The organism is Ohtaekwangia sp., from assembly GCF_036786105.1.
Lineage (GTDB): Bacteria > Bacteroidota > Bacteroidia > Cytophagales > Cyclobacteriaceae > Ohtaekwangia.
In genome coordinates this window covers 3,199-28,975 of the sequence record NZ_DAIQRQ010000065.1, presented here as the reverse complement: position 1 = coordinate 28,975, position 25,777 = coordinate 3,199, and the positions used below count along the sequence as shown (strand labels likewise).

19 protein-coding genes are annotated in these 25,777 nt (G+C 44.5%); 17 read left to right on the top strand and 2 right to left on the bottom strand.

What is annotated here, in order from left to right; all coding sequences use genetic code 11:
* Positions 1-142: 142 nt before the first annotated feature.
* Complete coding sequence (locus V7Q33_RS19845; protein WP_333821007.1) at positions 143-691, bottom strand: hypothetical protein; 549 nt, start codon at positions 689-691, stop codon at positions 143-145.
* 181 nt (positions 692-872) lie between these two features.
* Positions 873-1,403: a hypothetical protein gene (locus tag V7Q33_RS19840; RefSeq protein ID WP_333821006.1), complete on the bottom strand. Its 531-nt coding sequence runs from the start codon at positions 1,401-1,403 to the stop codon at positions 873-875.
* Between the two features lie 226 nt (positions 1,404-1,629).
* Here V7Q33_RS19840 and V7Q33_RS19835 point away from each other — a divergent pair, with 226 nt between their 5' ends.
* The 17 genes from V7Q33_RS19835 (at position 1,630) to V7Q33_RS19755 (ending at position 25,623) form a co-directional block, all read left to right on the top strand.
* Entirely contained in the window at positions 1,630-3,021 is a 1,392-nt protein-coding gene (locus V7Q33_RS19835; protein ID WP_333821005.1) for a hypothetical protein, read from the top strand.
* Positions 3,022-3,146: 125 nt separating this feature from the next.
* Complete coding sequence (locus V7Q33_RS19830; RefSeq protein ID WP_333821004.1) at positions 3,147-5,732, top strand: phosphatidylglycerol lysyltransferase domain-containing protein; 2,586 nt, start codon at positions 3,147-3,149, stop codon at positions 5,730-5,732.
* A gap of 285 nt (positions 5,733-6,017) precedes the next feature.
* Positions 6,018-7,268, top strand: coding sequence for a TolC family protein (locus V7Q33_RS19825; RefSeq protein ID WP_331975102.1), 1,251 nt, complete (start codon positions 6,018-6,020; stop codon positions 7,266-7,268).
* Between the two features lie 6 nt (positions 7,269-7,274).
* Positions 7,275-8,237 carry an efflux RND transporter periplasmic adaptor subunit gene (locus tag V7Q33_RS19820; protein ID WP_331975104.1) on the top strand — a complete coding sequence of 321 codons (963 nt, stop codon included), beginning with the start codon at positions 7,275-7,277 and terminating at the stop codon, positions 8,235-8,237.
* 11 nt (positions 8,238-8,248) lie between these two features.
* Complete coding sequence (locus tag V7Q33_RS19815) at positions 8,249-8,548, top strand: DUF190 domain-containing protein (RefSeq protein ID WP_331975106.1); 300 nt, start codon at positions 8,249-8,251, stop codon at positions 8,546-8,548.
* A 3-nt stretch (positions 8,549-8,551) separates the two neighbouring features.
* A complete protein-coding gene (locus V7Q33_RS19810) occupies positions 8,552-11,677 on the top strand; it encodes an efflux RND transporter permease subunit (RefSeq protein ID WP_333821003.1) in 3,126 nt (1,041 codons plus the stop codon).
* Positions 11,678-12,787: a BamA/TamA family outer membrane protein gene (locus V7Q33_RS19805; protein ID WP_331976804.1), complete on the top strand. Its 1,110-nt coding sequence runs from the start codon at positions 11,678-11,680 to the stop codon at positions 12,785-12,787.
* Positions 12,788-12,794: 7 nt separating this feature from the next.
* Complete coding sequence (locus tag V7Q33_RS19800) at positions 12,795-14,270, top strand: CHASE3 domain-containing protein (protein WP_333821002.1); 1,476 nt, start codon at positions 12,795-12,797, stop codon at positions 14,268-14,270.
* 452 nt (positions 14,271-14,722) lie between these two features.
* Entirely contained in the window at positions 14,723-15,067 is a 345-nt protein-coding gene (locus tag V7Q33_RS19795; protein WP_331976808.1) for a PadR family transcriptional regulator, read from the top strand.
* 5 nt (positions 15,068-15,072) lie between these two features.
* Positions 15,073-17,685 (top strand): FtsX-like permease family protein, encoded by a 2,613-nt coding sequence (locus V7Q33_RS19790; protein WP_333821001.1) that lies wholly within the window; start codon positions 15,073-15,075, stop codon positions 17,683-17,685.
* A 16-nt stretch (positions 17,686-17,701) separates the two neighbouring features.
* Positions 17,702-20,365, top strand: coding sequence for an ABC transporter permease (locus tag V7Q33_RS19785; protein ID WP_333821000.1), 2,664 nt, complete (start codon positions 17,702-17,704; stop codon positions 20,363-20,365).
* Between the two features lie 335 nt (positions 20,366-20,700).
* A complete protein-coding gene (locus tag V7Q33_RS19780; RefSeq protein WP_333820999.1) occupies positions 20,701-21,897 on the top strand; it encodes an HlyD family secretion protein in 1,197 nt (398 codons plus the stop codon).
* A 6-nt stretch (positions 21,898-21,903) separates the two neighbouring features.
* Positions 21,904-24,063, top strand: coding sequence for a peptidase domain-containing ABC transporter (locus tag V7Q33_RS19775; protein ID WP_333820998.1), 2,160 nt, complete (start codon positions 21,904-21,906; stop codon positions 24,061-24,063).
* A gap of 10 nt (positions 24,064-24,073) precedes the next feature.
* Complete coding sequence (locus V7Q33_RS19770) at positions 24,074-24,403, top strand: DNA-binding protein (RefSeq protein ID WP_333820997.1); 330 nt, start codon at positions 24,074-24,076, stop codon at positions 24,401-24,403.
* A gap of 73 nt (positions 24,404-24,476) precedes the next feature.
* A complete protein-coding gene (locus tag V7Q33_RS19765; RefSeq protein WP_333820996.1) occupies positions 24,477-24,644 on the top strand; it encodes a hypothetical protein in 168 nt (55 codons plus the stop codon).
* 49 nt (positions 24,645-24,693) lie between these two features.
* Positions 24,694-24,870: a hypothetical protein gene (locus V7Q33_RS19760; protein WP_333820995.1), complete on the top strand. Its 177-nt coding sequence runs from the start codon at positions 24,694-24,696 to the stop codon at positions 24,868-24,870.
* A 54-nt stretch (positions 24,871-24,924) separates the two neighbouring features.
* Positions 24,925-25,623 carry a CPBP family glutamic-type intramembrane protease gene (locus V7Q33_RS19755; protein WP_333820994.1) on the top strand — a complete coding sequence of 233 codons (699 nt, stop codon included), beginning with the start codon at positions 24,925-24,927 and terminating at the stop codon, positions 25,621-25,623.
* Positions 25,624-25,777 lie beyond the last annotated feature (154 nt).

The window sequence follows — 25,777 nt, the reverse complement described above, 5'->3', positions numbered from 1 at the left end:
AAGTAAGAAGTAAGAAGTAAGAAGTAAGAAGTAAGAAGTAAGAAGTAAGAAGTAATGTGTGCAGGTATAAAATAAATAGCCACCGCTCTTGGGCGGTGGCATAGTTGGCGGCATGCAGTGAATATAAACCGCGCAGATATGGCTACACAAAATGAATGTCGCGGAGGATTTTTCCTGTAGGGTCAACAAATATACCGTGGGAAAGATTGTGTTCTTTCCGGATTGTTACATGATATACTACATTCACATTACCGGCCCGATCGGAAGTGATCTTCTCTACATCGCGAACAATTTTATAGCCGGGATGTGCTTTGCTGATAGCCGCGACTACTGCTTCGGGCAGTTCTGCTTGCTTAATCATAACTTTAGAATGTTGCAGCTTCCCGTTTTTGTCGTATACAGCTTTAAACGATTGATTTTGCTCGCGCACATTTACCTGGTAAAATGCAGAGCCGGATGCCGGTGCAGTGCCGTCGGTTTGCACATTCCATTGTTCACCATACAGTTTCAGGGGCAGAAAATTCAGATTGGTGGAAAGCGCATTGGGAAAATCTGTATGAATAGCATCCATAACGGCTTTAGGCTCATCTCCTTTTTTAACGGGAGTGATTCTAACGGTTTCTTCTTCAACTTGTGCCCATGCCATGGTTACCAGGCAGAGGCCCAACATAAGTGAGATTAACTTTTTCATATAAATAGAAATTAGTGAGTGAAACATAATCCGCCAAAGGCGAGTAGTGATCAGATCATACTATATTTCTTTATATGTATATATTTTATAAGTATTCAGTAGATGTCGATGTGTGATGAATAAAAGAAAAGCCGCACCGTCTGCGCGGACTTTTCTTTACCTAAACCCCCTATGAAAAAACTTAAATGATTTTCTTCTCTTTCAAATGATCGCCGTTGGGATCGATCGTGATTACTTTCTTTTGCGCTCCCTTTACGATCATGATACGATAGAATGTAACTGTGGATTTTCCCTCTTTGATCATCTCATCGTAGACGATGGAGTATCCCGGATTGCTTTTCTCCAGCGCATTGCGCACCTGTACAGGAAGCTCGGTGTCTTTTACCGTTTCCTTCATGCGCAGCAATCTGCCGTTTGTATCGTATAGCGCTTCGCGGTGTACTTGCGATCCTTTGATGCGCACACTATAGAAGCTTGGCTTTTCTCCAGTCGTGTTATCGTAGCCGGAGATCACATACTCTTCTTTAACAAGTTTAACCGGCAGGATTGACCATTCTTCACCTTCACCCCCTTTGAAATCCCGCCGGAAAGACTCGATAACGTTCACCGGAATCTCGGCCTCGACAGCTCTGATTCTTACAGCACCACTTTGTGCCTGGGCGCCTGTTACCAGGGTTATCGCCAGCACCACCGTGGGGAATATTTGTTTCATGCTGTTGGTGTTTGTTTTGCCTTTTTGATGTTACCCTCCACGAAAGTCACATGATTATTTGAAAATTTTTTTCTGTGACATAAAACGCCTGCGGTCATCTCAATAGCAGGTATAGGAACAGAAACCGAGATGTTCTTTCTGCCGGTACTGCAAAGGATGGTGACAGAACAGTCTTTCAGTATAGTTATAGTATAGATCGGTATCATCTTTTTAAACAGAACACAATATGAAAAAGCGCATAATAGTATTCTTGTGTTTGGCGGGACTGATGTTGGGGCATATAGCGAAAAGCCAGTCGTTTATAGATAGTCTGGCGCGCGAAGATCACGAAATCACATCGTCCATTGCTCCTTATCCTGCTGATGTGCGTGCTGCGATTCTGGATGCATCGCAATATCCGCAGGTGCTGGTAAAGCTTGAGCGCCTGCAGGCACGTACCAGTCAGTCATTCCAGGATCTTGTATCCGGATATTCCCGTGATGATCAGCAAATGCTATACGATGCCAGCCGGTATCCGGATGTTGTAGCGAAGCTCGTCAGTATAGGACCGAATTCATCGCAGGCCGATGCGTTGGTGAAAACATATCCTGCCGAAACGCAGAAAAATATACTGGGCGCATATCATAATCACTTCAACGACCTGAAGCGGATGAATGATCTATACCTGTCGTCTGATAACTCGTTGAACAAAGTGGTATCCAAGTATCCCGACAATGTGCAGCAAAGTTTTCATAAGGTAGTATCCATGCCGGATGTGATGACTTTGCTTACGGACAATATTGATATAACGGTGGCGTTGGGCGAAGCCTACCAGGCTGATCCAAACGGTATAAAACAGCAACTGGATTCACTGCACGACCAACTGCAGCAGCAAAATGATAAAGACCTTGCTGCCTATAAAAGCCAGGTGGAGAACGACCCGAAGTTGCAGGAAGAAATGAAGAAAGCAGCAGATGAATTTGCTACACAGTATAATCAGCCCGACAATCCAACCTATGTAACGAATAATTATTATGATAATTCACCGTATCCATACTGGTTCGGTTATCCTTACTGGTATAGCACCGCCATGTGGTATCCCATGCCGCTCTATTATTATACCGGTTTCTATTATGGTCCTGCCGGTAACATGATTGTATGCGGGCTGCCTTCGCATCTCTACGCCAACTGGTTCTTTGGTGCTGGCTACACCCGCTATCCATTGATGTATAGAAATTATCGTACATACTATGATATGCACCGCGTAACCGTACGCAACATGAACGTTAATCTATACCGCGGATTCAATACAGCAGCGTATCATCATTTCAATAACATCAATCGGGCGCCTAACTATCGCAGGGGTGATGGAAATGCGAACAACAATCGCATGAATAATAATCGCATGATGGAAGGCCATAACAATGCCCCGGACATGCATAACCGCACGCACGAAACTAATTCGATGCCCGCGCAACATGCAGAGGCACGTACTATACGCCAAAGTCCGATGCCACAGCAACAGCAGCATTTTAACAGTGCAGGCTTCAACCATTTCCAGGCGCAGTCATTTCATTCTATGGGATGGCACGGTGGAGGTATGGGAGGCGGTATGGGCGGTGGTGGCCGTCACCGTTAAAGCACTATACATTCTCCGGCTACCCTGTCGGAGAATGTTTTTCTATAGGTAAGTTGTAAATACAGCAATGCTGTTCCCATATCAACATATTTTATAACGATTAGTTGTAGTTGACACGAGCATCCATGAAATTTCTCTTCCGATTATCCAGAAGTTATGTTAACCGCTCTTTATTGCAGGTGTTACTTACCGGGTTATTTCTGGCAGGCTTAATATACTTTGTGCACAGCGAGCATTTGCAGGTATGGCAGATGCGTGCTGTTTTTAATTCGGTGCACACCGGATGGCTTGCGGCAGGTTTTATACTATGCATAGTATATATTGTATTGCAGGCAGCGTTATACAGTTACGCTTTTAAAAGCGTGGGGGCGGTTGTTCCGTTAAGCACTTCATTACAGCTATTTCTCAAGCGAAATTTTGTAAGCACCTTTCTGCCCGCCGGTTCTTTTACTTCACTGGCATTCTTCGAAGATGAGCTCGATAAACATAAACTCAACCGCACGCAGATCCGCTCGGGATCATTTCTCTTTGTAGTGGCTTCCATGGTGTCTGTGTTTGTGATCGCGATACCGGCCTACGGTATTCTGCTGTTGGGAAACCACCTGCGCAGCATCGATCTGTACGCACTGGCATTCCTGGTGGCATTACTGTTTTCGATGGTATATATAGCCCGCAGCATCATTCGGCAGCACGGATTTATATATGCTTTGCTGATGCATTATTTTCCCGGACTGGCAGCATCGGTGGATGAATTGCGCCAGCAGTATTTTCACACCCGTATGTTTCTGGTAGCTATATTGATTTCGATTGCCATTGAGCTGGTAGGTGTCGTGCATTTGTATATTGCTATGGCAGCGCTGGGTGTGCATCCTTCCATTGCAGCTTCTTTTGTAGGTTATGTGGTAATGGTGATTATTTTGAGTGTATCGCCTTTTTTGCGCGGTATGGGGGCCATTGAAGTATCGCTGGTATATATATTGTCGCTCTACGGCCAGCCGGTGTTAATGGCAGCTTCTGTTACCCTGCTTTTTCGCCTGTTCGAATTCTGGATACCGTTTGTTGCCGGCTTGCTGTCGTTTTTCCTTCGCAGGGGAAATATACTGTTGCGCTTCTTCCCGGCGGGCTTCATGCTCTTGCTGGGTATTGTAAATATTATTTCAGCACTTACACCTGCTATACCCGAAAGACTCCGGTTGCTGGCAGAGTTTATTCCTTTCTCGGTTACGCAACTATCAACGGCAGCCGTGCTGGTATTGGGAGTGATCTTGCTGGTAGCTTCGGCGTTTCTTCTTACCGGAGCACGCAATGCGTGGAAGATTGCCCTCGTGGTTAGTATATTATCGCTGATCGGCCATCTTACCAAAGCCATCGACTATGAAGAAGCGTTGCTGGCCCTGGTCACAATCATTGTATTACTGTATACAAGCAAAGCGTATTTTGTAAAACATGATATAGCCTTCCAGTATCGCGCAGCTGGCAAGATCATTATTGCCGTGGTGATTCTGCTGGTATATGCCGTAATCGGCTTCTCTGTCATTAACGGGCACGAGGAGGGCATCCGCATGTCGCTGCGCGAATCGTTTACAGAGAGCATTAAAACGATGGTGTTTCTCACCGGCAGCATTCGGTTGCCAGCCGATACGGGGAATCATTTCCTCATGTCGGTGCAGGCTGGCTCCGTACTCATCATTGCATATATACTATATGTATTTATGCACCTTTCCAGAAATCATGCGCCGGATAAGGATGAAACCGAAAAGGCCGCGAAGATATTGGAGCAGCATGGCAACTCTTCGCTGGATTTCTTCAAGGTATATCCCGATAAACAATTTTTCTTTGGTGCTGACGACAATGCCTTTATTTCGTATGGAGAATCACAACATTATGCCGTGGTGCTGGAGGCTCCGGTAGCCCCTGATGAAGCAACGGCGCAACAGCTGGTTTGCCAGTTTGAAGAGTACTGTCGTGAACAGGGCCTTCGTACTTTTTATTACCGCGTAAGCGAAGCACACCTCGCATTATTCGAAGACCTGCACAAGAAAAGTATTCTCATCGGGCAGGAAGCCGTGGTAGACCTGGATGCTTTCAATCTTGCAGGTTCCGACCGGAAGTCGCTCCGCAATGGAATACGAAAAGCAGAACAGAACGGTCTGCATGTGGATATACACAAGGCGCCGCTTGCACCGGATGTAATGCAGGCGCTGAAGAAAGTGTCTGACAACTGGCTGCAGCAGGAAGGGCACCGCGAGTCTGGCTTTACACAAGGTATATTTGATGAAACCATTGTGCAGCAACATACCGTGCTGGCGTTGCGCGACCGCGATAACAACCTGCTGGCATTCGCCGATGTTATTCCCGATTATCGTGCCGGAGAAGCTACATACGATATGCTTCGGTATATACAAGACATACCGAACGGCAGCGTGGATTTTTTAATGGTGAAGATGATGGAATATTTTCGGGCCGAACATTATAGAACCTTTAACATGGGGCTTGCTGCATTTGCCGGGTTTGATAATCCTTCCAATATGAGTGAACAGGTGATCCGTTTCTACCGCGATCATTTTAAACAGGCATCGCGCTTCAAAGGACTTTATGAGTATAAAAATAAATTCGGCCCCGTGTGGGAGAATCGTTATCTGGTATACGATCAACTGTATGATCTTCTTCGTTTTCCGGCCGTGCTCAAGAATCTGTCCGACCCTGAATAGCCTCGCTATATCCTTTAAATCAGTAGTTTGCAAACGTTCGAGCGGCCAATCTTTTTTTAGTATATTGATTGGGCGTTGGTAGTGAATGATTGATTTCGTCAGGGGCAGAAGCCTGTCTGGCAACTTTTTTTACTTTTTATATAGCAGGTATGTGACCTGTTTGCCATTTGGCATCTAAGAGCAGGAAAGATGTGGCAACACATGCGGACCAGGATTAACCTAGCACACATTAAGGCACATGTTGACATCAGGATGCCCCCAAACTGTGGCTTAAAAAATATAAACATGAAAAGTATAGTTGTTGTTGTACTGTTTTGTATTCTCTCTCTTGGACAGACTTTTGCGCAGAAGCTCCTCACACTCAGGGAATCACTTCAGCTGGCGAAAAAGAATAACCCCGATCTGAAAGTGGCTGCCTTTAATATTAAGGCTGCCGAGGCAGACATCACTACTGCGAAGATTCGCCCTGATCCGAACTTTAACATGCAGTTGCTTCATATAGCCAATCCCAAACAGCGTGCCGAAGGATCAGCATGGCCTAACTCAGTTAACGGACAGTACTGGTGGCAGTTAACGAAACCGCTGCAAGTAGCGGGACAACGTACTTATAAAATTGATCTTGCCAATAAACTGTTCACACAGTCCAAACTTGATTACTCCGAAAATTCGCGCGGTATATTTTATGCGGTAGCCAATAAATGGCTCGATGCATGGTCGGCCAAGATTGGCCTGGATATACTTGAAAAAGGTAAAGTCAATATCGACAGCCTGGTGCAGATCAATGAATACCGACTTCGGAATAAAGTGATCACCAACACCGATTTGCAGCGAACGCGCCTGTTGCAGCAGCAGTACCAGCGCGATATTGTTACTGCGCAGCAGATATATTTTAATGAACTGCAGAATCTGAAATACCTGCTCGGCACAACGGATAGTCTGTCCGTTGATTTTTCTGACAATACATTCAATACGATTTTAACTGCGGGCGACAGCCTTGTGGAAATGGGGACGCACGAACGAAGCGATGTGCTCTCTGCTAAAAATGCCATTGATGTGAGCACTTCCAACATGAAAGTGCAACGCTCTCTGGCTTATCCACAACCCGAAGTAGGCGGCATGTATAACCCGCAGAATAATATACCCTACTTTGGTTTTTATGGAACTGTCGCTATACCCATCTTCAACCGGAACCAGGGTCAGCGCGAAAAAGCACAGGTATTAAAATATCAATCTGAGCAGAACCTGTGGGCTACCGAGCGGCAGGCCGAAACAGAAATCATGACTGCTTACAGAAGTTATGTTACCCAGCGGCAGAACCTGGAAGATTATCAGCGAAATCTGGCTGAGGCTGATAACATTCTGAACAGCGTGCGCTATTCGTATGTAAAGGGTGGTACATCCATCATCGATCTTTTGGAAGCACAGCGCTCATGGCTCGATACCCAACAGCGATACTATAGTACTATGGAAAATTTTCGCAGAAGCTATATACAGCTACTTTTTGCAACCGGCATTATTAATCAATTGGCAGAATAACCTACTATGAACAGAACCATCGTTTTATTGTTTTGTCTGACGGCATGGGCGTGTCAGAAGAAGACAACATCCGAATCCCCCAAGGCGGTGCAACCTCCCCGGGTGGAAGAGCAGGGAAGAAAAATTATATTTCCGGAAGATCAGAAGAGCCTGGCGTTCTTCGAAACGGAAGTTGTAAAAAAAGAAAATCTCTCTGCACAATACGCTGCACCGGCTTCTGTGGCTGTAGCGATTGTTCAATCGTCTGAGCGGGGCGGCCGCAATACTGTGTTATTCGATAATGCCGATCTCAGTGCAACCTATTCACAATTTCTGCAGCATATTATTAATATACATACCCTGCAGGTAAATCTTAATCGTGTAAAAGACCTGGAGCAGCACGGTGCCGCTACCGGCAAAGAAGTACTTGATGCTGAAACACAGCTTGCCAACGAAGAAGCCGCCATTACCGAACAGGAGGCAAAACTGAAACTGGCAGGCCTTGATCCTGCCAAACTGAAAGAGCCACGCAACAAAGAAGCATGGCTTATCTGCGAAGTTCCCGAAAACCAGATTGCACAGGTAAAGCCAGGCACCAAATGTACGGTAACCTTCACTGCGTTTGGTGATAAACAATATAACGCATCGGTAAATGGTATAGGAGCAGAAGTGGATAACATTACGCGCATGGTAAAAGTACGGGTAGTATTGCCGAATGCCGATAACCGTTTTGAAGTGGGCATGTTTGCCAACGTGATCTTCGATCTCAAGAACGACAACACATTATCAGTGCCCGTAAGTGCATTGGTAAACGTGCAGGGTAAAGATTACATGTTTGTGGCAACAACGCCCAATACATTCGAGCGGAAAGAAGTACTCATCGGGCAGCAGCTGGATAGTAAAGTTGTGGTGCTTCATGGCTTGAATGAAAACGATAAGGTGGTTATAAAAGGCGCCATGGAGTTGAAAGGTTTATCGTTCGGCTATTAAACAGGAGCACTATGGTAAAAGCAGAAATATATATTGACCAGGAGCGCTATATGGGCGACCAGTCGTTGCATGACTTTGTGATGCAGTTTTTACTGGAACATGGCATTGCCGGTGCTACATCTTTTCGTGCACAGGCCGCCTTTGGCAGACACCACCGCATCAAGCGCCCCAACGAGCTTTTTTCGTTCGATGAGCCTTCGCTCATGATCGCCTTTATTGATGAAGAAGAGAAAGTACGTGAAACCGTGAAGAAGCTGCGCACCTTTGTACAAGGCGGATTGATAATTATTCATAAAATCGAAATACTATAAATCATGATCAGAAGGTTGTTGATCATATCGCTTACCAACCGCGTAGCCATCATCATTGTATCGCTCGTGCTGATGGTCGTAGGATTGGTTTGCTTCAAGCTGTTAAAAATAGAAGCATATCCGGATATAGCTGATACCAATGTTGTTATTATAACCAAGTATCCCGGCCGTGCCGCAGAAGAAGTAGAGCAGCAGGTAACGATACCCATTGAACGTTCGCTGAACAACGTACCGAAGGTAATTGCCAGAAGATCGCGTACTGTATTCGGCCTTGCACTGATACAGCTTTCATTTCAGGATGGCACGGACGATTACTTTGCACGCCAGCAGGTAATAGAACGCCTGGCCAGTGCCGACCTGCCTGATGGAGTTACACCCGAGATTGGTCCGCTTACAACGGCCGTAGGTGAAATATACCGCTATGTGTTGGAAGCGCCTTCAAATATAACCCCAACCGATCTTCGCGACCTGCAGGACTGGGTAATTGTACCTTCATTATTACAGGTGCCTGGTATAGCAGACGTAGTTACATTTGGTGGCCCGGTAAAAGAGTTTCACGTATTTACCGCTCCCGAGAAACTCCGTAAGTATAATCTTACACTTCCTGTTGTACTCAATGCTATACAGGCCAACAACCGGAATACCGGTGGAAATATAGTAGAGCGTGGCGGTCAGGGTTTGGCAATACGCGGTATAGGAGCTATTCGTAATGAAGATGATATTCGGAACATTGTTATTACCAGTATAAATGGTGTGCCGGTATTTGTACGCGATGTAGCGTCTGTAGAGATTGGGCCGCCCCCGCCATCGGGTCTGTTGGGTTATGGTATATTTCGTGAAGGTAAAAATGTGAACTCCGGCATTGAAGGTATAGTTTCCATGCGCAGAGGCGAAAATCCTTCGGAAGTATTGAAAGCACTCAAGGCGAAGATGGAAGACTTGCAGATAAACGAGTTTCCGGCAGGCGTAAAAATCGTTCCTATATACGATCGCACTTCGCTCGTAAATAATACGCTGGAAACTGTATCGCATACCTTGCTGGAAGGTGTTTCCATAGTAGTAATTGTGCTTGTGCTGTTCCTGGGTAATTTACGATCAGCACTCGTAGTAGCCTTTACCATTCCGTTTGCGTTGCTGTTCGCCTTTATACTTATGAAGCTGAATGGTATACCAGCCAACCTGCTCTCGCTCGGTGCCATCGACTTTGGTATTATCGTAGACGGGGCTTGTGTGATGGCGGCTCACCTGGTGCATAAATTCAAAACAGCTACCGATGAAGAGCGCAAGAGCGGCATTATACAACTCACCCTCAATGCTTCGCAGGAAGTAGGACGTGAGATTTTCTTTGCTGTTACCATCATTATCCTGGCCTATATGCCGATCCTCACCATGCAGCGCGTGGAAGGTAAATTATTTTCGCCCATGGCCATTACGCTGGCCTTTGCCGTGGTTGGCGCTATGGTTTGTGCACTCACCGTTATACCGGTGCTGATCTCCTTTGTATACCGTAAATACCTGGAAGAGCATGATGAGAAACCTGTGCCTGCGTGGAGAAAGCGGATCGACCTGATCAGTTGGATTGAACGTAAATATGAAAAGGGACTGAGTAAAATATTAAAGTATCACAAGCAGGTTGTCATCATTGGGTTTATAGCGGTGCTCGCATTGGTATCGCTCATTGTGAAGCTTGGAACCGAGTTTTTACCGCCACTCGATGAGGGCTCCATTTGGATGCGTGCATTTTTGCCAGCAGGTACATCAGTAACAGAAACACAAAAGATATCGCCCATCATTCGCAGGGTAGTGGCACGACACAATCAGATTGAGTCCATCGTAACACAATCCGGAAGAAATGACGATGGTACGGATCCATTCCCTTCGAATCGTACAGAGGTAATGATGGTGCTGAAAGATTATAAGCTCTGGGCGCAGGATACTACGAAACAAGAGTTGATTGCAGAACTTCGCCGCGAGTTAAAAGAAGAGCTTCCTTCTACCTTTATCTCGTTCGGTCAGCCCATTATCGATAACGTGATGGAAACGGTAACCGGTTCGGCTGCCGATCTGGCCATCAACATACAAGGCTATGATATCAACAAAATGCGCGGTATAGCCGATACGATCAAGACGATTGTAAAAGGTATGCAGGGCGCCACCGATGTAGGCATGGAGCAGGAAGGCCCGCAGGCGCAATTGAATATACAGATCAACCGGAAAGAAGCTGCGCGCTACGGTATAAATGTAGCCGATATACAAAACATGGTGGAAGCCGCCATTGGAGGTAAAGCCATCGGATCGATCTACGACCGCGACAGACGTTATGATATAGTAGTGCGCTATGTGCCGCAGAACCGGAACAGTATCGATATGATCAGATCCATACAGGTGCCCTCTGCTTCCGGAGAGTTGATCCCCATGTCGCAGCTTGCAGTAGTGAAATTGATGGATGGTGAAACCAACCTGTATCGTGCCGATGGAAAACGACTGCTCATTGTAAAGACCAATGTACAGGGCCGCGACCAGGGAGGATTTGTGGCCGAAGCCAGCGAGAAAATATCGAAAGCTATACATCTGCAACAGGGATATACAATCGATTATGGTGGCCAGTTTGAAAACCTGGAACGTGCCGGCAAACAATTGATGATCGCCATACCGCTTACGGTAATTATAGTATTGGTGGTGCTGTTCATGCTGTTTAAAAACCTCAAGTATTCACTCATGACATTGGTGTGCGTACTCTTTGCCCTGGCAGGTGGTATCATCGCCTTGCTGATGCGCGGGTATAACTTCAACGTATCGGCCGGGGTGGGATTCGTGTCGTTGTTCGGGTTGTCGGTAATGGCGGGTGTATTGTTGATCTCGGCCATTAACCGCGAGCGCACGCTGGATAATTCGAATCTCGAGTTTACGCTGAGCCGTGCGGCCGCTACACAGCTTCGCCCCATTATGATGATGCTGATTGTGGCAATCATAGGCCTGGTGCCGGCAGCCAAATCTTCTGGTATCGGTTCGGACATACAACGGCCTTTAGCGACCGTAATTATAGGTGGTTTGACTTCCACGCTTATTTTCACTCCATTTTTGCTAACTGCTTTGTATTATTGGATTGAAAAAAGGAAATCATCATAAATGACAGCTCGGATAACAATCGCGGTATGGCTCTGTTGCCTGTATGCCGGATGTTTTGCGCAGGAGATCGATAACAAGGGCATCCCGCTTACCATCAGCAAGCCAGACCGTTACATTGTTTTTCCGATGCTTGTAAAATCTCCCGAATATAAATGGGGTGCCGGCGCTGCCGGCATATATTATTTCCGGCTCAAAACAGACTCTACTTCGCGCACATCCAATGTCAAGCTCGTGTCGTTCGTTACCGTACGCAAGCAGATCGTGCTGGCATCGGAAGGGAATATCTTTTTTAAAGGCGAAGATTTTATACTGCATTTTGTGGCCAGTGCCAGCCATTTCCCGGATAAGTTCTGGGGCCTGGGAAATAATACACCTTCTTCGGCGGTAGAGAATTATACCATCAGCCAGTTCGATATATATCCGCAGCTGCTGAAAAAGATACGGCCCAACCTCTTCGCCGGTATCAGCTATGAATTTCAGGATGTATACAACTTTGATTACGACTCACGCAATGGCGAAAGTCTCTTCGATCGTGAAAATATACTCGGGCGTTATGGAAGCAAGATATCCGGAACGGGCGTGATGTTTTGCTGGGATTCGCGTAACAATGCCTTCGGATCGAGTGGCGGCTTCTATATTCAATACTTCATCAATGCCTATCGCGACTTTCTGGGCAGCGATTACAACTTTAACGTTCAAAATCTGGACGTACGGAAGTATTTCAGCATGCAACACAGCCGCGTGTTAGCGTTTCAATTTAACCTCATCTCTGCGAGTGGCGATATACCCATTCGCGATTATTCGGTGATGGGTACGAACATGTATATGCGTGGCTATTACGAAGGCCGGTATCAGGATAAGAACATGATCGCCTTCCAGTCAGAGCTTCGCACCCCGGTATATAAACGCTGGGGCGCTGTTATCTTTAGCGGTGTCGGAAAAGTAGGCCGCAATTTTTCGGAGGTTTTTAACTGGCAGCAGATAAAACCTTCCATCGGAATCGGACTCCGCTTTGCCCTAAATCCCAAAGAAAACCTGAATCTTCGCGTAGATGCCGGGTTCGGTAAGCATTCTCAGGGAACGTATATTAATTTAGGGGAAGCATTTTAACGTCCGTATGAAGTTTTCGGTAAACATTGTCTTTACACTCCTCATCGTGTCCACCAGCCTGGTGGTAATCAGTTCTTATTTCCAGCATCGAAACAGCCTACGCAGAAAAGAGTCGATTAACCGCGTTACCCACACCTATAAAGTGATTCAGACGTCTACCTATCTTATATCGCTTATGAAAGATATGGAAACAGGCCAGCACGGTTTTATCATCACAGGCGATTCTTCGTTCCTCGAGCCATACTACGATGCCAAAGCCGACATCACACACGCACTGGATACACTCACCGGGTTGGTGCGTGAGAATACACGGCAATCTTTGCTGATTAAAAATCACATCGCCCCCATCATTCATAAGAAACAGGAATTTCTCGATCACTCGCTGGCAACCTATCATCAGCATGGACAGGACAGCTCCATGAACCTGATCTCTGCTAAAACAGGCAAGACCTATATGGATACCCTGCGTGTGTTGATGAACGATTTGTCGCAGCACGAACGGTACCTGCTTAACCAGCGCAACCAGGAATATGAAACTGCAAACGACCAGGAAGATGTGATCCGCCTGGGCAGTCTGGCGTTGATTGTGATTACCTCTGCCTCTGCTTTTGTTGCACTCTATAATAAACAGAGGCAGAATAAAAAACTGTTGTTCGACCTGGAGCACGCTAATGTTATACTGGAACAGAAAGTAAAAGACCGGACGGCCGAACTGGAGCAAAAGAAAGAAGAGACGGTGCAACTAAACGAAGACCTGAAGCAAAATATAGAAGAGCTCAAGTCTACACACGAACGTCTCCTGGAAGTAAACCGCGAAAAGGATCACTTCCTCGGCATAGCATCGCATGATCTAAAGTCACCGGTATCAGGATTGCTACGCCTCATTGAAGTAATGAAGCTGGATAAAGACAATCGCTCTGCTTCCGATCTGCAATACCTCAACTATATGGAAGATGCCTGCCGCAACATGCAGCGCCTCATTGATAATTTGCTGGATGTAAACCGCATTGAGCATGGCCTTACGGTGATAAACCTGCAGAAAGTATCCTTGCAGAAAGTACTCGACCGCCTCTATGCCGAGTTCGAACCCATTGCCGGCAAGAAAAATATAGCACTCCATATACAACCTTACCCTCATGATATATTTACCGATGAAGATGTACTGGTGCGTATACTCGAAAACTTATTATCCAATGCTATCAAGTTCTCACTGCCGGAGAAAAATGTTACTCTCCGGGTACATGGTATAGATGGCAAAGTAATTTTTGAAGTGATAGACCAGGGCCCTGGTATACGCAGCGAAGACCTGCCCCGTATATTCTCCAAATTCCAGCGCCTCAACAACCGCCCCACCGGAGGCGAAGGCTCCACCGGCCTCGGCCTCGCCATCGTAAAAGAACTCATCCAACTCGTAAACGGAGAGATAACGGTGTATAGCAAAGTAGCCGAAGGCACAACGTTTAAAGTTACATTGCCTGGATGAGAAAGAGTTGCTAGCTACCAGCTACTGGCTGCTGGCCCGTTGGTACAGGAGTATCGTTCTGTGCTTTATTCTGTGAATTTCTGTGAATTCTGTGGGAAACAAAATAGCTGCTAGCTACCAGCTACTGGTTGCTGGCCTGTTGGTACAGGAGTATCGTTCTGTGCTTTATTCTGTGAATTTCTGTGAATTCTGTGGGAAACAAAATAGCTGCTAGCTACCAGCTACTGGTTGCTGGCCTGTTGGTACAGGAGTATCGTTCTGTGCTTTATTCTGTGAATTTCTGTGGGAAACAAACCGGACTTCCCGTCTTTTCGACTTGACTTTCTTCTATAATTCTGTGCGAAATAATTTTCCTCTTCCTATGCAACCTTTCCAAAATCCATGAGTATTTCTTACTAGATCGTAGAACAAATGCCGGATTCGTTTATATTTGTTCTACAATCTAGTATCAAATGATCGAAACAAGACTTGGTGAATTTGAAGAAGTGATCCTTCTGCTTGTAGGTATACTTGCAGAGAATGCCTACGCTTTTAAAATAGCCGAAGAATTTGAATCACAAACCGGCCGGTCGGTGTCCATCGGTGCCGTGCACTCTACCCTCGACCGGTTGGAAGGGAAAGGCTTTCTCTCTTCCGAGATGGGCAACGCTACAGCCGAGCGCGGAGGAAGGAGAAAACGAATCTTTACTATTACTGCGCTGGGCAAGCGCGTGTTGAAAGAATCGATGGACTTTAAAGTATCGCTGTGGAAACAGTACCCGGCCTTTGCAGGTAAATTTAATTACGGTGTAAGCTGAGCAATGTGAAACAACCCGAACCGATACCTCCACGCCTGGCCACGCGGCTGCTGCTATATTTCCTGCGCGATGATCTGGCGGAGGAAGTTGTCGGTGACCTGGAAGAAAAGTTCTGTTTAACAGCGCGAACAATCTCTCCATCCAGGGCGAAGATAAATTATTGGTACCAGGTGCTGCACTACGTGCGTCCTTTTGCTATCCGTAAACGATCACGATCAACTATAAATCAGTACGATATGTTCAGAAATTATTTTAAAGTAAGTTTCAGGAACCTGGTATCCAATAAAGGGTATTCCTTTATAAATATAGGAGGCCTTGCTGCAGGCATGGCTGTAGCCATGCTCATTGGTTTGTGGATATACGATGAACTGACCTACGATCAATACTTCGAGAACTACGATCGTGTAGTGCGGGTCATGCAACACCAAACGTTTAACGGTATAAAAGGATCTGGTTCGGCTGTGCCGCTGCCACTCGAAGCAGCGCTGCGCGATGAGTATGGCAGTGATTTCAAATATATAGCGCTTGCCCGCTGGCCAGACCAACATATACTCACGCGCGGTGATGTAAAGATATCGAAGGAAGGAAACTTCTTTCAGGGCGATTATCCGGAGATACTTTCCCTGAAGATGATTAAAGGCACGCGCAGTGCATTCAAAGATTCGAAATCTGTATTGCTATCACAATCTACTGCTATAGCGCTCTTTGGTAATGATGATCCGCTCAACCAAAGTATTATACTTGATGGCGACCAGGATGTAAAAGTAGCAGGAGTATATGAAGACTTTCCTGCCAACACCACCGATGCCGGCCTGGAGTTTATAGCGAACTGGGACCTGGTGTTTGCGCACAGCCCGTGGATAAAACGCGCAGCAACGCAATGGGGCAATAACTCATTTCAACTTTTTGCAGAGCTTGCTCCGGGTGCCGATCTGCAGGCTGTTTCCGAGAAGATTAAAAAGGTAAAGCAAAAGCATGCAGAGCGCGAGCGCCAGTTTGAACCAGAAATATTTCTGCACCCGATGCGCGACTGGCATCTTCGTTATCATTGGGAGAATGGTAAATTAAGCGGGGGCCGTATTCAAATGGTGTGGCTCTTCGGTATCATTGGCGTATTTGTACTCTTGCTCGCCTGTATAAATTTCATGAATCTGAGCACGGCTCGTTCCGAGAAACGCGCCAAAGAAGTAGGTATACGCATGACGATCGGTTCCATGCGAAAGCAACTGATCAGTCAGTTTCTGAGCGAATCGTTTCTGGTGGTATTCCTGTCGTTTATACTCGCGGCTGTAATCGTGGCACTGTCATTGCCGTGGTTTAATACACTGGCTGATAAAAATATTGTGATCGATTGGCTCAATCCGGTATTCTGGATCATCAGTGTTTGCTTCATCATCGCTACCAGCTTACTGGCAGGTTCTTATCCCGCACTATACCTATCATCTTTCCAGCCGGTAAAAGTATTGAAGGGTACATTTAAAATGGGAAGGCTTGCTTCTATACCACGCAAGATATTGGTAGTAGTTCAATTCACGGTTTCCGTTACACTCATCATCGGAACGATCATCGTATATAAGCAACTTCAGTTCACCAAGAACAGGCCGGTAGGATATGATCGCGAAGGGCTCGTGATGATGCTGATGAAGACACCGGACTTCTATGGAAAATTTGATGTGTTGCGAAATGAATTGAAAAACACCGGCGCTATACGGGAGATGGCACAATCGTCCAGCCCGTTAACCAGTATATGGTCCAACAGTGGCGGCTTCAGTTGGGAAGGTAAAGATCCTGATCTGCAAACGGACTTCGGTACGATCTACATTACACACGAATATGGCAAAACCATCGGTTGGAATGTAAAGGCAGGAAGAGATTATTCGCGCGAATTCTCCACCGACTCATCGGCCATTATTGTGAATGAAGCCGCTGTAAAATTTATGAATGTAAAAAATCCGGTGGGTATGGAGTTAGCCTGGGGCGATCAGAAATTTAACATTATAGGTGTAGTGGAAGATATAATCGCACAATCGCCTTATGATCCTGTAAAACCTATAGTATATATCCTTGACTATGGAAATACAGAATGGATAGATCTGCGCCTGAATCCGGAGAAAAGCACCAGTGAATGTATGGCATTGATTGAAACGGTATTCAAGCGAAATATACCCTCCGCTCCCTTCGACTATAAATTTGTAGACCGTGCTTATGGTGAGAAGTTCAGTGCAGAAGAGCGTATCGGTAAGCTCACTTCAGTATTCTCAGTTCTTGCCATCATCATCAGCTGCCTCGGCATATTTGGCCTCGCTTCTTTTGTAGCAGAACAACGCACCAAGGAAATTGGTGTCCGCAAAGTGCTGGGAGCGTCTGTACTCAGCCTTTGGAAAATGTTATCGCGCGACTTTGTTATACTCGTAGTGGTTTCATGCTTGCTGGCAGTGCCCATTGCCTGCTATGTGTTGTGGCAGTGGCTGAATAACTATAAATATCATACTGACATTGCCTGGTGGATACCGGTAGCAGCCACCGGCGGAGCCATCGTTATTACACTGGTAACCGTGAGCTACCAGGCAATCCGGGCAGCGTTGATAAGCCCTTCAAAAAGCCTGAAGACCGAGTAAATATATACCTCGCGTCATGAGTCGCCCTCACCATACCGAACATAAGCCGCCTGTACTGGCCACACGATTGCTCACAGGATTTCTGCGAGACGATCTGCTCGAAGAAGTACAGGGAGACCTGGAGGAGGACTTCTATCATACCGCGCGCACCCAATCGATATTCAAAGCAAAACTTCATTACTGGTACGAGGTACTGCATTACCTCCGCCCATTTGCCATACGAAAGTCGGGATCTCAAAACTTAAATCATTACGCTATGTTTCAGAATTATTTCAAGATTGGCTGGAGGAATATGAACAAGCAGAGAATGTATTCCTTTATTAAAGTAGGAGGGTTTGCTCTCGGTGTAGCGGCTTGCTTGCTTATTTCGCTCTACATAAAAGATGAACTGAGCTATGATCTTCACTATCCGGATGCCGACCGTATATACCGCGTAATAGGAGTATATAACGACAACGGCGAGATTGAGAAAGGTGTGTGGTTTCAGGCACCTTTTGCCAATGCGTTGAAGCAGGATTATCCGGAGATTGAAAAAGCGGGCCGCTATAATTCAAGCGAATTGTTTGGTGCCGGCAGCAACCAGATCAGACGCGATGATCAACTGGAGAATACATACGAAGAAGGATTTGTGTATGCCGACCAGGAGTTACTTGAAATATTTCAGATACCGATGGTATATGGAAACCTGAAACACTGCCTGGACGAACCCGGCACCCTGGTGATCACCAAACGGAAAGCCGATAAATATTTTCCCAACGAAAACCCGGTAGGAAAGTTAATGGTGATAAACGACCAGGTAAAAGATCCTCTAAAGATCGGAGGTGTTATCGAAGATTTTCCTTCCAACTCGCACCTGAACTTTGATTTTATTGTGACCATGAAGGGACGCCAGTTCTGGGATGGCGAACAGAATTACTGGGGTGCCACCAATTATCCAACCTATATAAAGGTAAAGCAGGGTACAAATGTAGCGCAACTGGAAAAGAAAATGAATGGCGTTATTTCCAAATACATGCTTCCGATGTGGCTGAAAGAAGAGCGTGCCAATGCCTATGACCTTGCTAAAAAAGTATCGCTTACGCTACAACCTGTAAAAGATATACACCTCCGCAATGCCGGCATTGAAGATCCGCTCGGTCATGGCGACATCAGGTTTGTGTGGTTGTTTGGTGCCATCGCTATATTTATACTGCTGCTGGCGTGTGTTAACTTCATCAATTTATCTACCGCCAAATCGGCTAACCGTGCGAAGGAGGTAGGCTTGCGTAAAACGGTAGGCTCCATGCGCAGCAATATCATTAATCAATTCCTCACTGAGTCGCTGCTATATAGTTTCTTCTCGTTTGTGTTCGGTATGTTTATAGCCTGGCTGTTGTTGCCATACTTTAATGTACTGGCTTCCAAACACCTGGAATTTCCCTGGGGCGAGTGGTGGTTTGCGCCGCTCATGTTCGCAGCTTCCATCGTGATTGGATTAATAGCCGGTATATATCCTTCGTTCTACCTGTCATCGTTCAAACCCATTGCCGTGTTGAAAGGCAACCTTAGCAGGGGGAGCAAAAACGCCACCACACGCAGTGCGCTCGTGGTATTTCAATTCACAACCTCTATTGCGCTCATCATTGCTACTGTAATTATATACCGCCAGGTAGAATATATACTGAATAAGAAAATCGGCTTTGAAAAAGACCAGGTGCTGTTAATTCAAGGTACAAACACGTTGGGCGACAAAGTCAAAACCTTTAAAGATGAATTGCTGCAGCTTTCGCAGGTAAAGAGTGCTACGGTAAGTGACTACCTGCCGATTCGCGGAACAAAGCGGAATGGTAATGCTTTCTGGAACGATGGCAAACAGAAAGAAGAAAAATCGGTAGGTGTGCAGATCTGGGAAGTTGACCCCGACTATATCAAAACGCTGGGTATGAAGATTGTAGACGGAAGAGATTTTAACCGCGATATAGTCTCTGATTCAGCGTCCATCATCATTAACCAGAAAATGGCGAAAGAGCTCGGATTAAAAGACCCGATTGGCAAGCGCGTGGCAAACTGGCGCCCGTATACAATCATTGGTGTTGTGGAGGATTTCAATTTTGAATCGCTGCGGGAAGAAATTCATCCGTTGTGTTTTGTGTTGGGCAACAGTCCCAGAATAGTTTCTGCAAAAGTAGATACACAGGATATGGCCGGTACGCTGGCTTCGATCGAAGCGATCTGGAAGAAGCTGTCACCGCATCAGCCAATCCGCTATACCTTTTTGGACGAAAGTTTCTCACGCATGTACGATGATGTGAAGCGCATGGGCAGCATCTTTACCAGCTTTGCTATACTCGCCATTGTAGTAGCTTGCCTCGGTTTGTTTGCACTCTCCGCGTTTATGGTAGAGCAGCGCGGCAAAGAGATCAGCATACGCCTGGTGCTGGGTGCGTCACTCAACAGTATATTTAATTTGCTTACCCTGAACTTTATCAAGCTGGTGCTCATCTCGATGTTGATCGCTGCACCGCTTGCTTGGTATATGATGCAAAAGTGGTTAGAGGATTTCTCGTACCGCACGGAGATTACCTGGGATATATTTGTGCTCGCAGGCGCTATGTCTATACTGATTGCGTTACTCACCATCAGCTATCAATCCATACGCGCAGCATTGGTAAAACCGGTAAACAATCTTCGCTCAGAATAACTCCGTTGTTTCAATTGGGTTAGGTATCGGGAAAATGGGAGGCGAGGGGTCGCCTCCCATCACTTTTTTATTTCACGGTAATTCTCACACCTTCGGCCCAAGTCGCGTATGTCTTTGATATAGTATAAACTGTTATGCCTCGACTTGAGATTACTCGATATACGAAATACTATTCCTCTATTTTATGTTTCAATACATTATATAGATATACCATATAAAGGGTGACTCTATAATAAATGCATTTAAGTGTTGAAACATATATAGCAATTGACAATTAAATCCCGTTAATTTCATGCCTGTTCAAAAGTATATATATAGTAACGAGAATTGCAGCGATGGATTCAAATGGGTTGAAAGGGTTCTTAATTCCTGAGGCTGTAATCCCGGCTACAGTAGAAAGTCTACGGTATTACCGCACCAGCCGGTCAAGAATTATTTATACTGCAGTTATACTTTCACTAGTCCTGGTCGTGGCATTGTTGCCATTTATATCAGTAGATGTTAGCGTAAGATCAAGCGCTTTTATCCGCCCTGCTTCTGAAATCAGTTCAATTAAGTCGCTGGTAAATGGAAGAATTAAAGATTTGTGGGTGTCAGAAAACAAGCACGTTAGAAAAGGCGATGTACTGTATGTTATAGAGAGCGATGTCCTGGATGAAAAGGAAAAATATTTATACAATAAGACAAATGCCTGGGGCGATTTTGTAGATGATCTCCGTGTTCTTATAACAAATACAGAGGCTGGCACAGTTGTGAAACCCGAAGATTTGAAAACACCGTTCTACCGCCAATCCTCTTCCAACTATCAGCAGCGATTAGATGAATCACTAACGCACTACAGTAAAACAACAAAAGATTACGAACGCAACAAGAAATTGCATGATGAGAATGTTATTGCTGATGCAGAATTTGAAAGTTATGTTTTTGAATACAATAAAGCCGGGCATCAGCTTGAGATAACGAAGCAGACGCAGCTCAGTCAGTGGCAAACTGAATTGGCTGGTTATAAAAAGGAATTGCAGGAATATGAAAGCCAATATGCCCAGTTTATCGAAGAAAAAGAAAATCTGATGATTAAAGCGCCTGTGTCAGGCACTATTCAGATTCAGGCAGGTGTTTATCCAGGCAGTATCGTTTTTTCTAACCAGGAGCTAGCGCAGATATCTCCAGACACCAGCTTTGTAGTAGAAGCCTATGTATTACCGGCTGATATAGGCCTTTTAAACAACCACATGCTCGTCAGGTTTCAGGTGGATGCTTTTAACTATAATCAATGGGGATTTGCAAGTGGCAGGATTACAGAACTCCCCAATGATATACAGATCATCAATGAGCGGCCCGTATTCAAAGTTAAATGTTCTCTGGATAGAGATCACTTGCACTTGAAGAATGGCTATAAAGGCTATTTAAAAAAAGGTATGACACTACAAGCGCATTTCATTGTGACAGAGCGCACGTTGTGGCAATTACTTTTTGATGAAGTTGATGATTGGATGAATCCCAATACCTATAAAAAAATATCAGATAAGTAAAAATATATGTCGAAGCCGGTAAAAATAAAACAGCGCGATATTACAGATTGTGGTGCTGCATGCCTTGCATCAGTCGCTGCATATCATAAACTCAACATGCCAGTGTCGCGCATTCGCCAGCTTGCTTCAACAGATAAAAAAGGTACAAATCTTTTGGGAATTATAGAAGCAGCAACCAAACTCGGTTTTGATGCCAAAGGTGTTAAGGGTAGTATTGGCAGCCTCACAAAGATTCCGAAGCCGGCTATAGCACATGTTATTGTAAAAGAAGTATTGCACCATTATGTTGTTATTTATAATGCTACGCCATCGGTCGTTGAAGTAATGGACCCCGGAGATGGGTGCATCCACAAATATAGTCATGATGATTTTTCTAAAATGTGGACGGGCGTTTTTGTGTTGATATGGCCTGGTCAGCATTTCCAAAAGAAGAATGCTAAGATATCAGTGGCTTCGCGCTTCTGGTCGTTGGTCATGCCACATAAAATTACGCTGATTCAAACGCTTTTTGGTGCGCTTGTTTATACCCTGCTTGGGCTTACCACCTCTATCTATGTGCAAAAGATTGTGGATTATGTTCTGGTGGATGGCAACAGAAATCTGTTGAACTTAATGAGTATCGTCATGATACTGCTTTTGGTACTTCAAATTTTTGTCGGTACCGCTAAAAGCATATTTACTCTTCAAACCGGTCAGCTGATTGATTCGCAACTCATTCTGGGTTATTATAAACATTTGCTTAAACTTCCTCAACAGTTCTTTGATACGATGCGGGTTGGCGAAATCGTTTCACGTATTAATGACGCTGTAAAGATCAGGGCGTTTATAAATGATGTTTCCGTTAACGTGGCAATCAATATTTTTATCATACTATTCTCCTTCGCGTTAATGTTTACCTACTACTGGAAGCTGGCATGTGTGATTTTAGCGGTTATTCCTATCTATACTGCGATCTATTTTGTTACTAACCGGTTGAATAAAAAAGTTGAACGTAAGCTCATGGAAGATTCGGCAGAGCTGGAATCGCAACTGGTGGAGTCATTAAACTCCATTAACACTATTAAGAGCTTCGGATTGGAAGAACATACGAACCTTAAAACAGAGATTCGTTTTGTGACACTACTAAAAACGGTATACACTTCCGGCGTTAACGGGATATTTTCGGGCAACATATCGGAATTTTTATCCCGCCTGTTCACCATTATCTTGTTGTGGGCAGGGGCTGGTTTTGTGTTGGATAATCAGATTACACCGGGCGAGCTTCTGTCGTTCTATGCGTTGGTTGCTTATTTCACAGGGCCGGTAAATGGTTTGATAAACGCAAACAAAGCTATACAGAACGCAGTGATAGCGGCCGATCGGCTTTTTGAGATCATGGACCTTGAACAGGAAAAGAAAGAAAATACGATAGCGCTCGTGCCTGCGTTGCTCGGAGATATAGCGTTTAGAAATGTTCAGTTCAGATACGGTTCGCGTGTTACTGTTTTTCATGATCTTTCGCTCGATATTGAAAAAGGTAAAGTTACTGCACTGGTGGGTGAGAGCGGGTCTGGTAAATCAACGATTGCTGCGCTATTACAAAACCTTTATTCTATACAAAGCGGCAGTATATCTATAGGCGACCATGATCTGAAGTATATTAATCATCAATCTCTTCGAAAAATAATAGGTGTTGTTCCTCAAAATATTGATTTGTTTGCAGGAAGTGTGATCGATAATATAGCGGTGGGTGATTACGAGCCCGATATGCGAAAGATTATAGCCATTTCTGCTGATCTTGGCATACTGGAGTTTATTGAAAACCTGCCCAATGGATTTAATACATACCTGGGAGAAAACGGAGCGACCCTTTCTGGTGGGCAAAGACAAAGGCTGGCTATAGCACGGGCACTATATAAAGATCCTGAAATTCTGATACTGGACGAAGCCACATCGTCTTTGGATTCTACATCCGAGCAGTACATTCAAAGGGCGGTGCAGCACCTGCGCAGCAAACAAAAGACTATAGTTATTATTGCACATAGATTAAGTACTGTTATACATGCCGATAAAATTGTTGTGCTTCATAACGGAAAGGTGATAGAAGAAGGGCAACACCCTTCCTTGTTGACAATGGGCACACATTATTACCAGCTGTGGAAGCAGCAGTTTCCCATGCTGGATTAACTATATAGTTATGGATTTTATTAAAATGATTGAAAGAGTAAAGACCGCTAATATCCTGATTAAAACGAAACGTACGGGAACTCCAGAAGCCTTTGCTACCCATTTGGGCGTGAGTAAACGGCAATTATATAATATTTTGGATTTTTTCAAGGAATACGGAGCCACTATAAAATATAGCCGGAGCCAGGAGACTTTTTACTTTATGCAAGATGACTTCGAATTGCATATCCATTTCTCTATTATGCCTATAAATACAGGTGAAATAGAGAGAATTTCTGGTGGATTTTTGCAAAATTATTCTTCCGTGCAATTTCATTTCATGGAGCAACCATATATTTAGACATGCATTCTTAAGCCGGCAAGTATGCGTGCTGTGCCAGACAGGTTTCTGGTTGAAAACAAATTGAATACAAATGATGGACATTGAGAAGTTAGACTTAACGATTCTTGAAGAAGAAGAGCTTGTAGTTACGAACGGGGGATATGGTTACTATCCCGGTTATAGTTCACAGAAAGATAGCGAATCGTTCTCTATAGGAATTGCCTTTTTCAAGGGAATCATAGATGGCATTCTGGCGTAAGAAGACGCTTCTTTTTTCATTTACATAAACGTTTTTAAATTTTTGCATCATGAATACATTGAGTCTTGGCGATTTGAAGGAAATTTCTTTAGAAGAAATAACCGAAATCAATGGAGGCAATCAAACAACACCAGCAGAGCAAACCGCCTATAATACTGGCTACGAAATAGGCACAGGTATTAAAAAGGCGCTTGCTGTAATAGGTATTTGGACTCCATTCTTTTAACTAGTATAAAATTAGGGCACTTATAAAAGCTGCCCTAATTTGATTTTTGTTCTTATGATATATTTCCTTAAACGCCCCTATTATATTGAAGAAAGAAACACTTCAATAAGCGATAATTTGAAGGGATTTCTTATTGCTTATGCTGTTTGTATGGGCGCAATGTTTTTACTTTCTCCGGTATTGAGAATACTTGATTTAATAATTACAGACACACACCACTTTTCAATATATGAACAGATGCTCAAGACTTCAAGTCTGATTAAAATCAAATATGGCAACCTTACATTTTTATTCGTGGTGTTGGTAGGGCCATTTGTTGAAGAAGTGATTTTCAGATTGCCACTAGACCTTAAGAAGAGCAGTATAGCATTATCAATAGGTGTGCTGACCTATAGATTTACAGGTAATGGTTTTTTGACTTTCGATTTTTTATCTGTGTATACCTATCTCAGGTTACTGTTTGCCATTGGACTGATGATACTTATATTTTTCTATTTGCCAGTTTCTGCGCTGTCTTTGATTAGGGAAAAATATTTCTCTTATTGTTTTTATTTCACAGCGTTTATATTCGCAGCAGTACATCTCACTAATTTTTACCCGTTTAATAGTAACGTTCTTCTTTTCTATCCATTTTTCGTTTTGCCTCAATTTATTATGGGCCTTTGTATTGGTTATGTAAGAGTCAATTGTGGATTTTTCTATGGATGGCTATTGCATGCTTTAATCAACTTGCCGAGTTTATTGATGCACTAAATATTACTGTCAAGAAGTGATTCAGTATCTTTAAAAAATGGTGTTTTGTCAAAATGTGAAAAAAATAAGAAATGAAAGGCAAAAGTATTGGTTTTTATTTGAATCTGTTTGCAGCCTCGTTGGGAGCAAGCATATTTCTAAAAAGTATGTGGTA

Bases quoted from the DNA above. Each gene is read 5' to 3' on its own strand.
- V7Q33_RS19830 (WP_333821004.1), top strand. From the start codon at position 3,147: ATGAAATTTCTCTTCCGATTATCCAGAAGTTATGTTAACCGCTCTTTA.
- V7Q33_RS19805 (WP_331976804.1), top strand. From the start codon at position 11,678: ATGACAGCTCGGATAACAATCGCGGTATGGCTCTGTTGCCTGTATGCC.
- V7Q33_RS19780 (WP_333820999.1), top strand. From the start codon at position 20,701: ATGGATTCAAATGGGTTGAAAGGGTTCTTAATTCCTGAGGCTGTAATC.
- V7Q33_RS19845 (WP_333821007.1), bottom strand. From the start codon at position 691: ATGAAAAAGTTAATCTCACTTATGTTGGGCCTCTGCCTGGTAACCATG.
- V7Q33_RS19840 (WP_333821006.1), bottom strand. From the start codon at position 1,403: ATGAAACAAATATTCCCCACGGTGGTGCTGGCGATAACCCTGGTAACA.
- V7Q33_RS19800 (WP_333821002.1), top strand. From the start codon at position 12,795: ATGAAGTTTTCGGTAAACATTGTCTTTACACTCCTCATCGTGTCCACC.
- V7Q33_RS19770 (WP_333820997.1), top strand. From the start codon at position 24,074: ATGGATTTTATTAAAATGATTGAAAGAGTAAAGACCGCTAATATCCTG.
- V7Q33_RS19760 (WP_333820995.1), top strand. From the start codon at position 24,694: ATGAATACATTGAGTCTTGGCGATTTGAAGGAAATTTCTTTAGAAGAA.
- V7Q33_RS19795 (WP_331976808.1), top strand. From the start codon at position 14,723: ATGATCGAAACAAGACTTGGTGAATTTGAAGAAGTGATCCTTCTGCTT.
- V7Q33_RS19825 (WP_331975102.1), top strand. From the start codon at position 6,018: ATGAAAAGTATAGTTGTTGTTGTACTGTTTTGTATTCTCTCTCTTGGA.
- V7Q33_RS19765 (WP_333820996.1), top strand. From the start codon at position 24,477: ATGATGGACATTGAGAAGTTAGACTTAACGATTCTTGAAGAAGAAGAG.
- V7Q33_RS19785 (WP_333821000.1), top strand. From the start codon at position 17,702: ATGAGTCGCCCTCACCATACCGAACATAAGCCGCCTGTACTGGCCACA.
- V7Q33_RS19810 (WP_333821003.1), top strand. From the start codon at position 8,552: ATGATCAGAAGGTTGTTGATCATATCGCTTACCAACCGCGTAGCCATC.
- V7Q33_RS19775 (WP_333820998.1), top strand. From the start codon at position 21,904: ATGTCGAAGCCGGTAAAAATAAAACAGCGCGATATTACAGATTGTGGT.
- V7Q33_RS19815 (WP_331975106.1), top strand. From the start codon at position 8,249: ATGGTAAAAGCAGAAATATATATTGACCAGGAGCGCTATATGGGCGAC.
- V7Q33_RS19835 (WP_333821005.1), top strand. From the start codon at position 1,630: ATGAAAAAGCGCATAATAGTATTCTTGTGTTTGGCGGGACTGATGTTG.
- V7Q33_RS19820 (WP_331975104.1), top strand. From the start codon at position 7,275: ATGAACAGAACCATCGTTTTATTGTTTTGTCTGACGGCATGGGCGTGT.
- V7Q33_RS19755 (WP_333820994.1), top strand. From the start codon at position 24,925: ATGATATATTTCCTTAAACGCCCCTATTATATTGAAGAAAGAAACACT.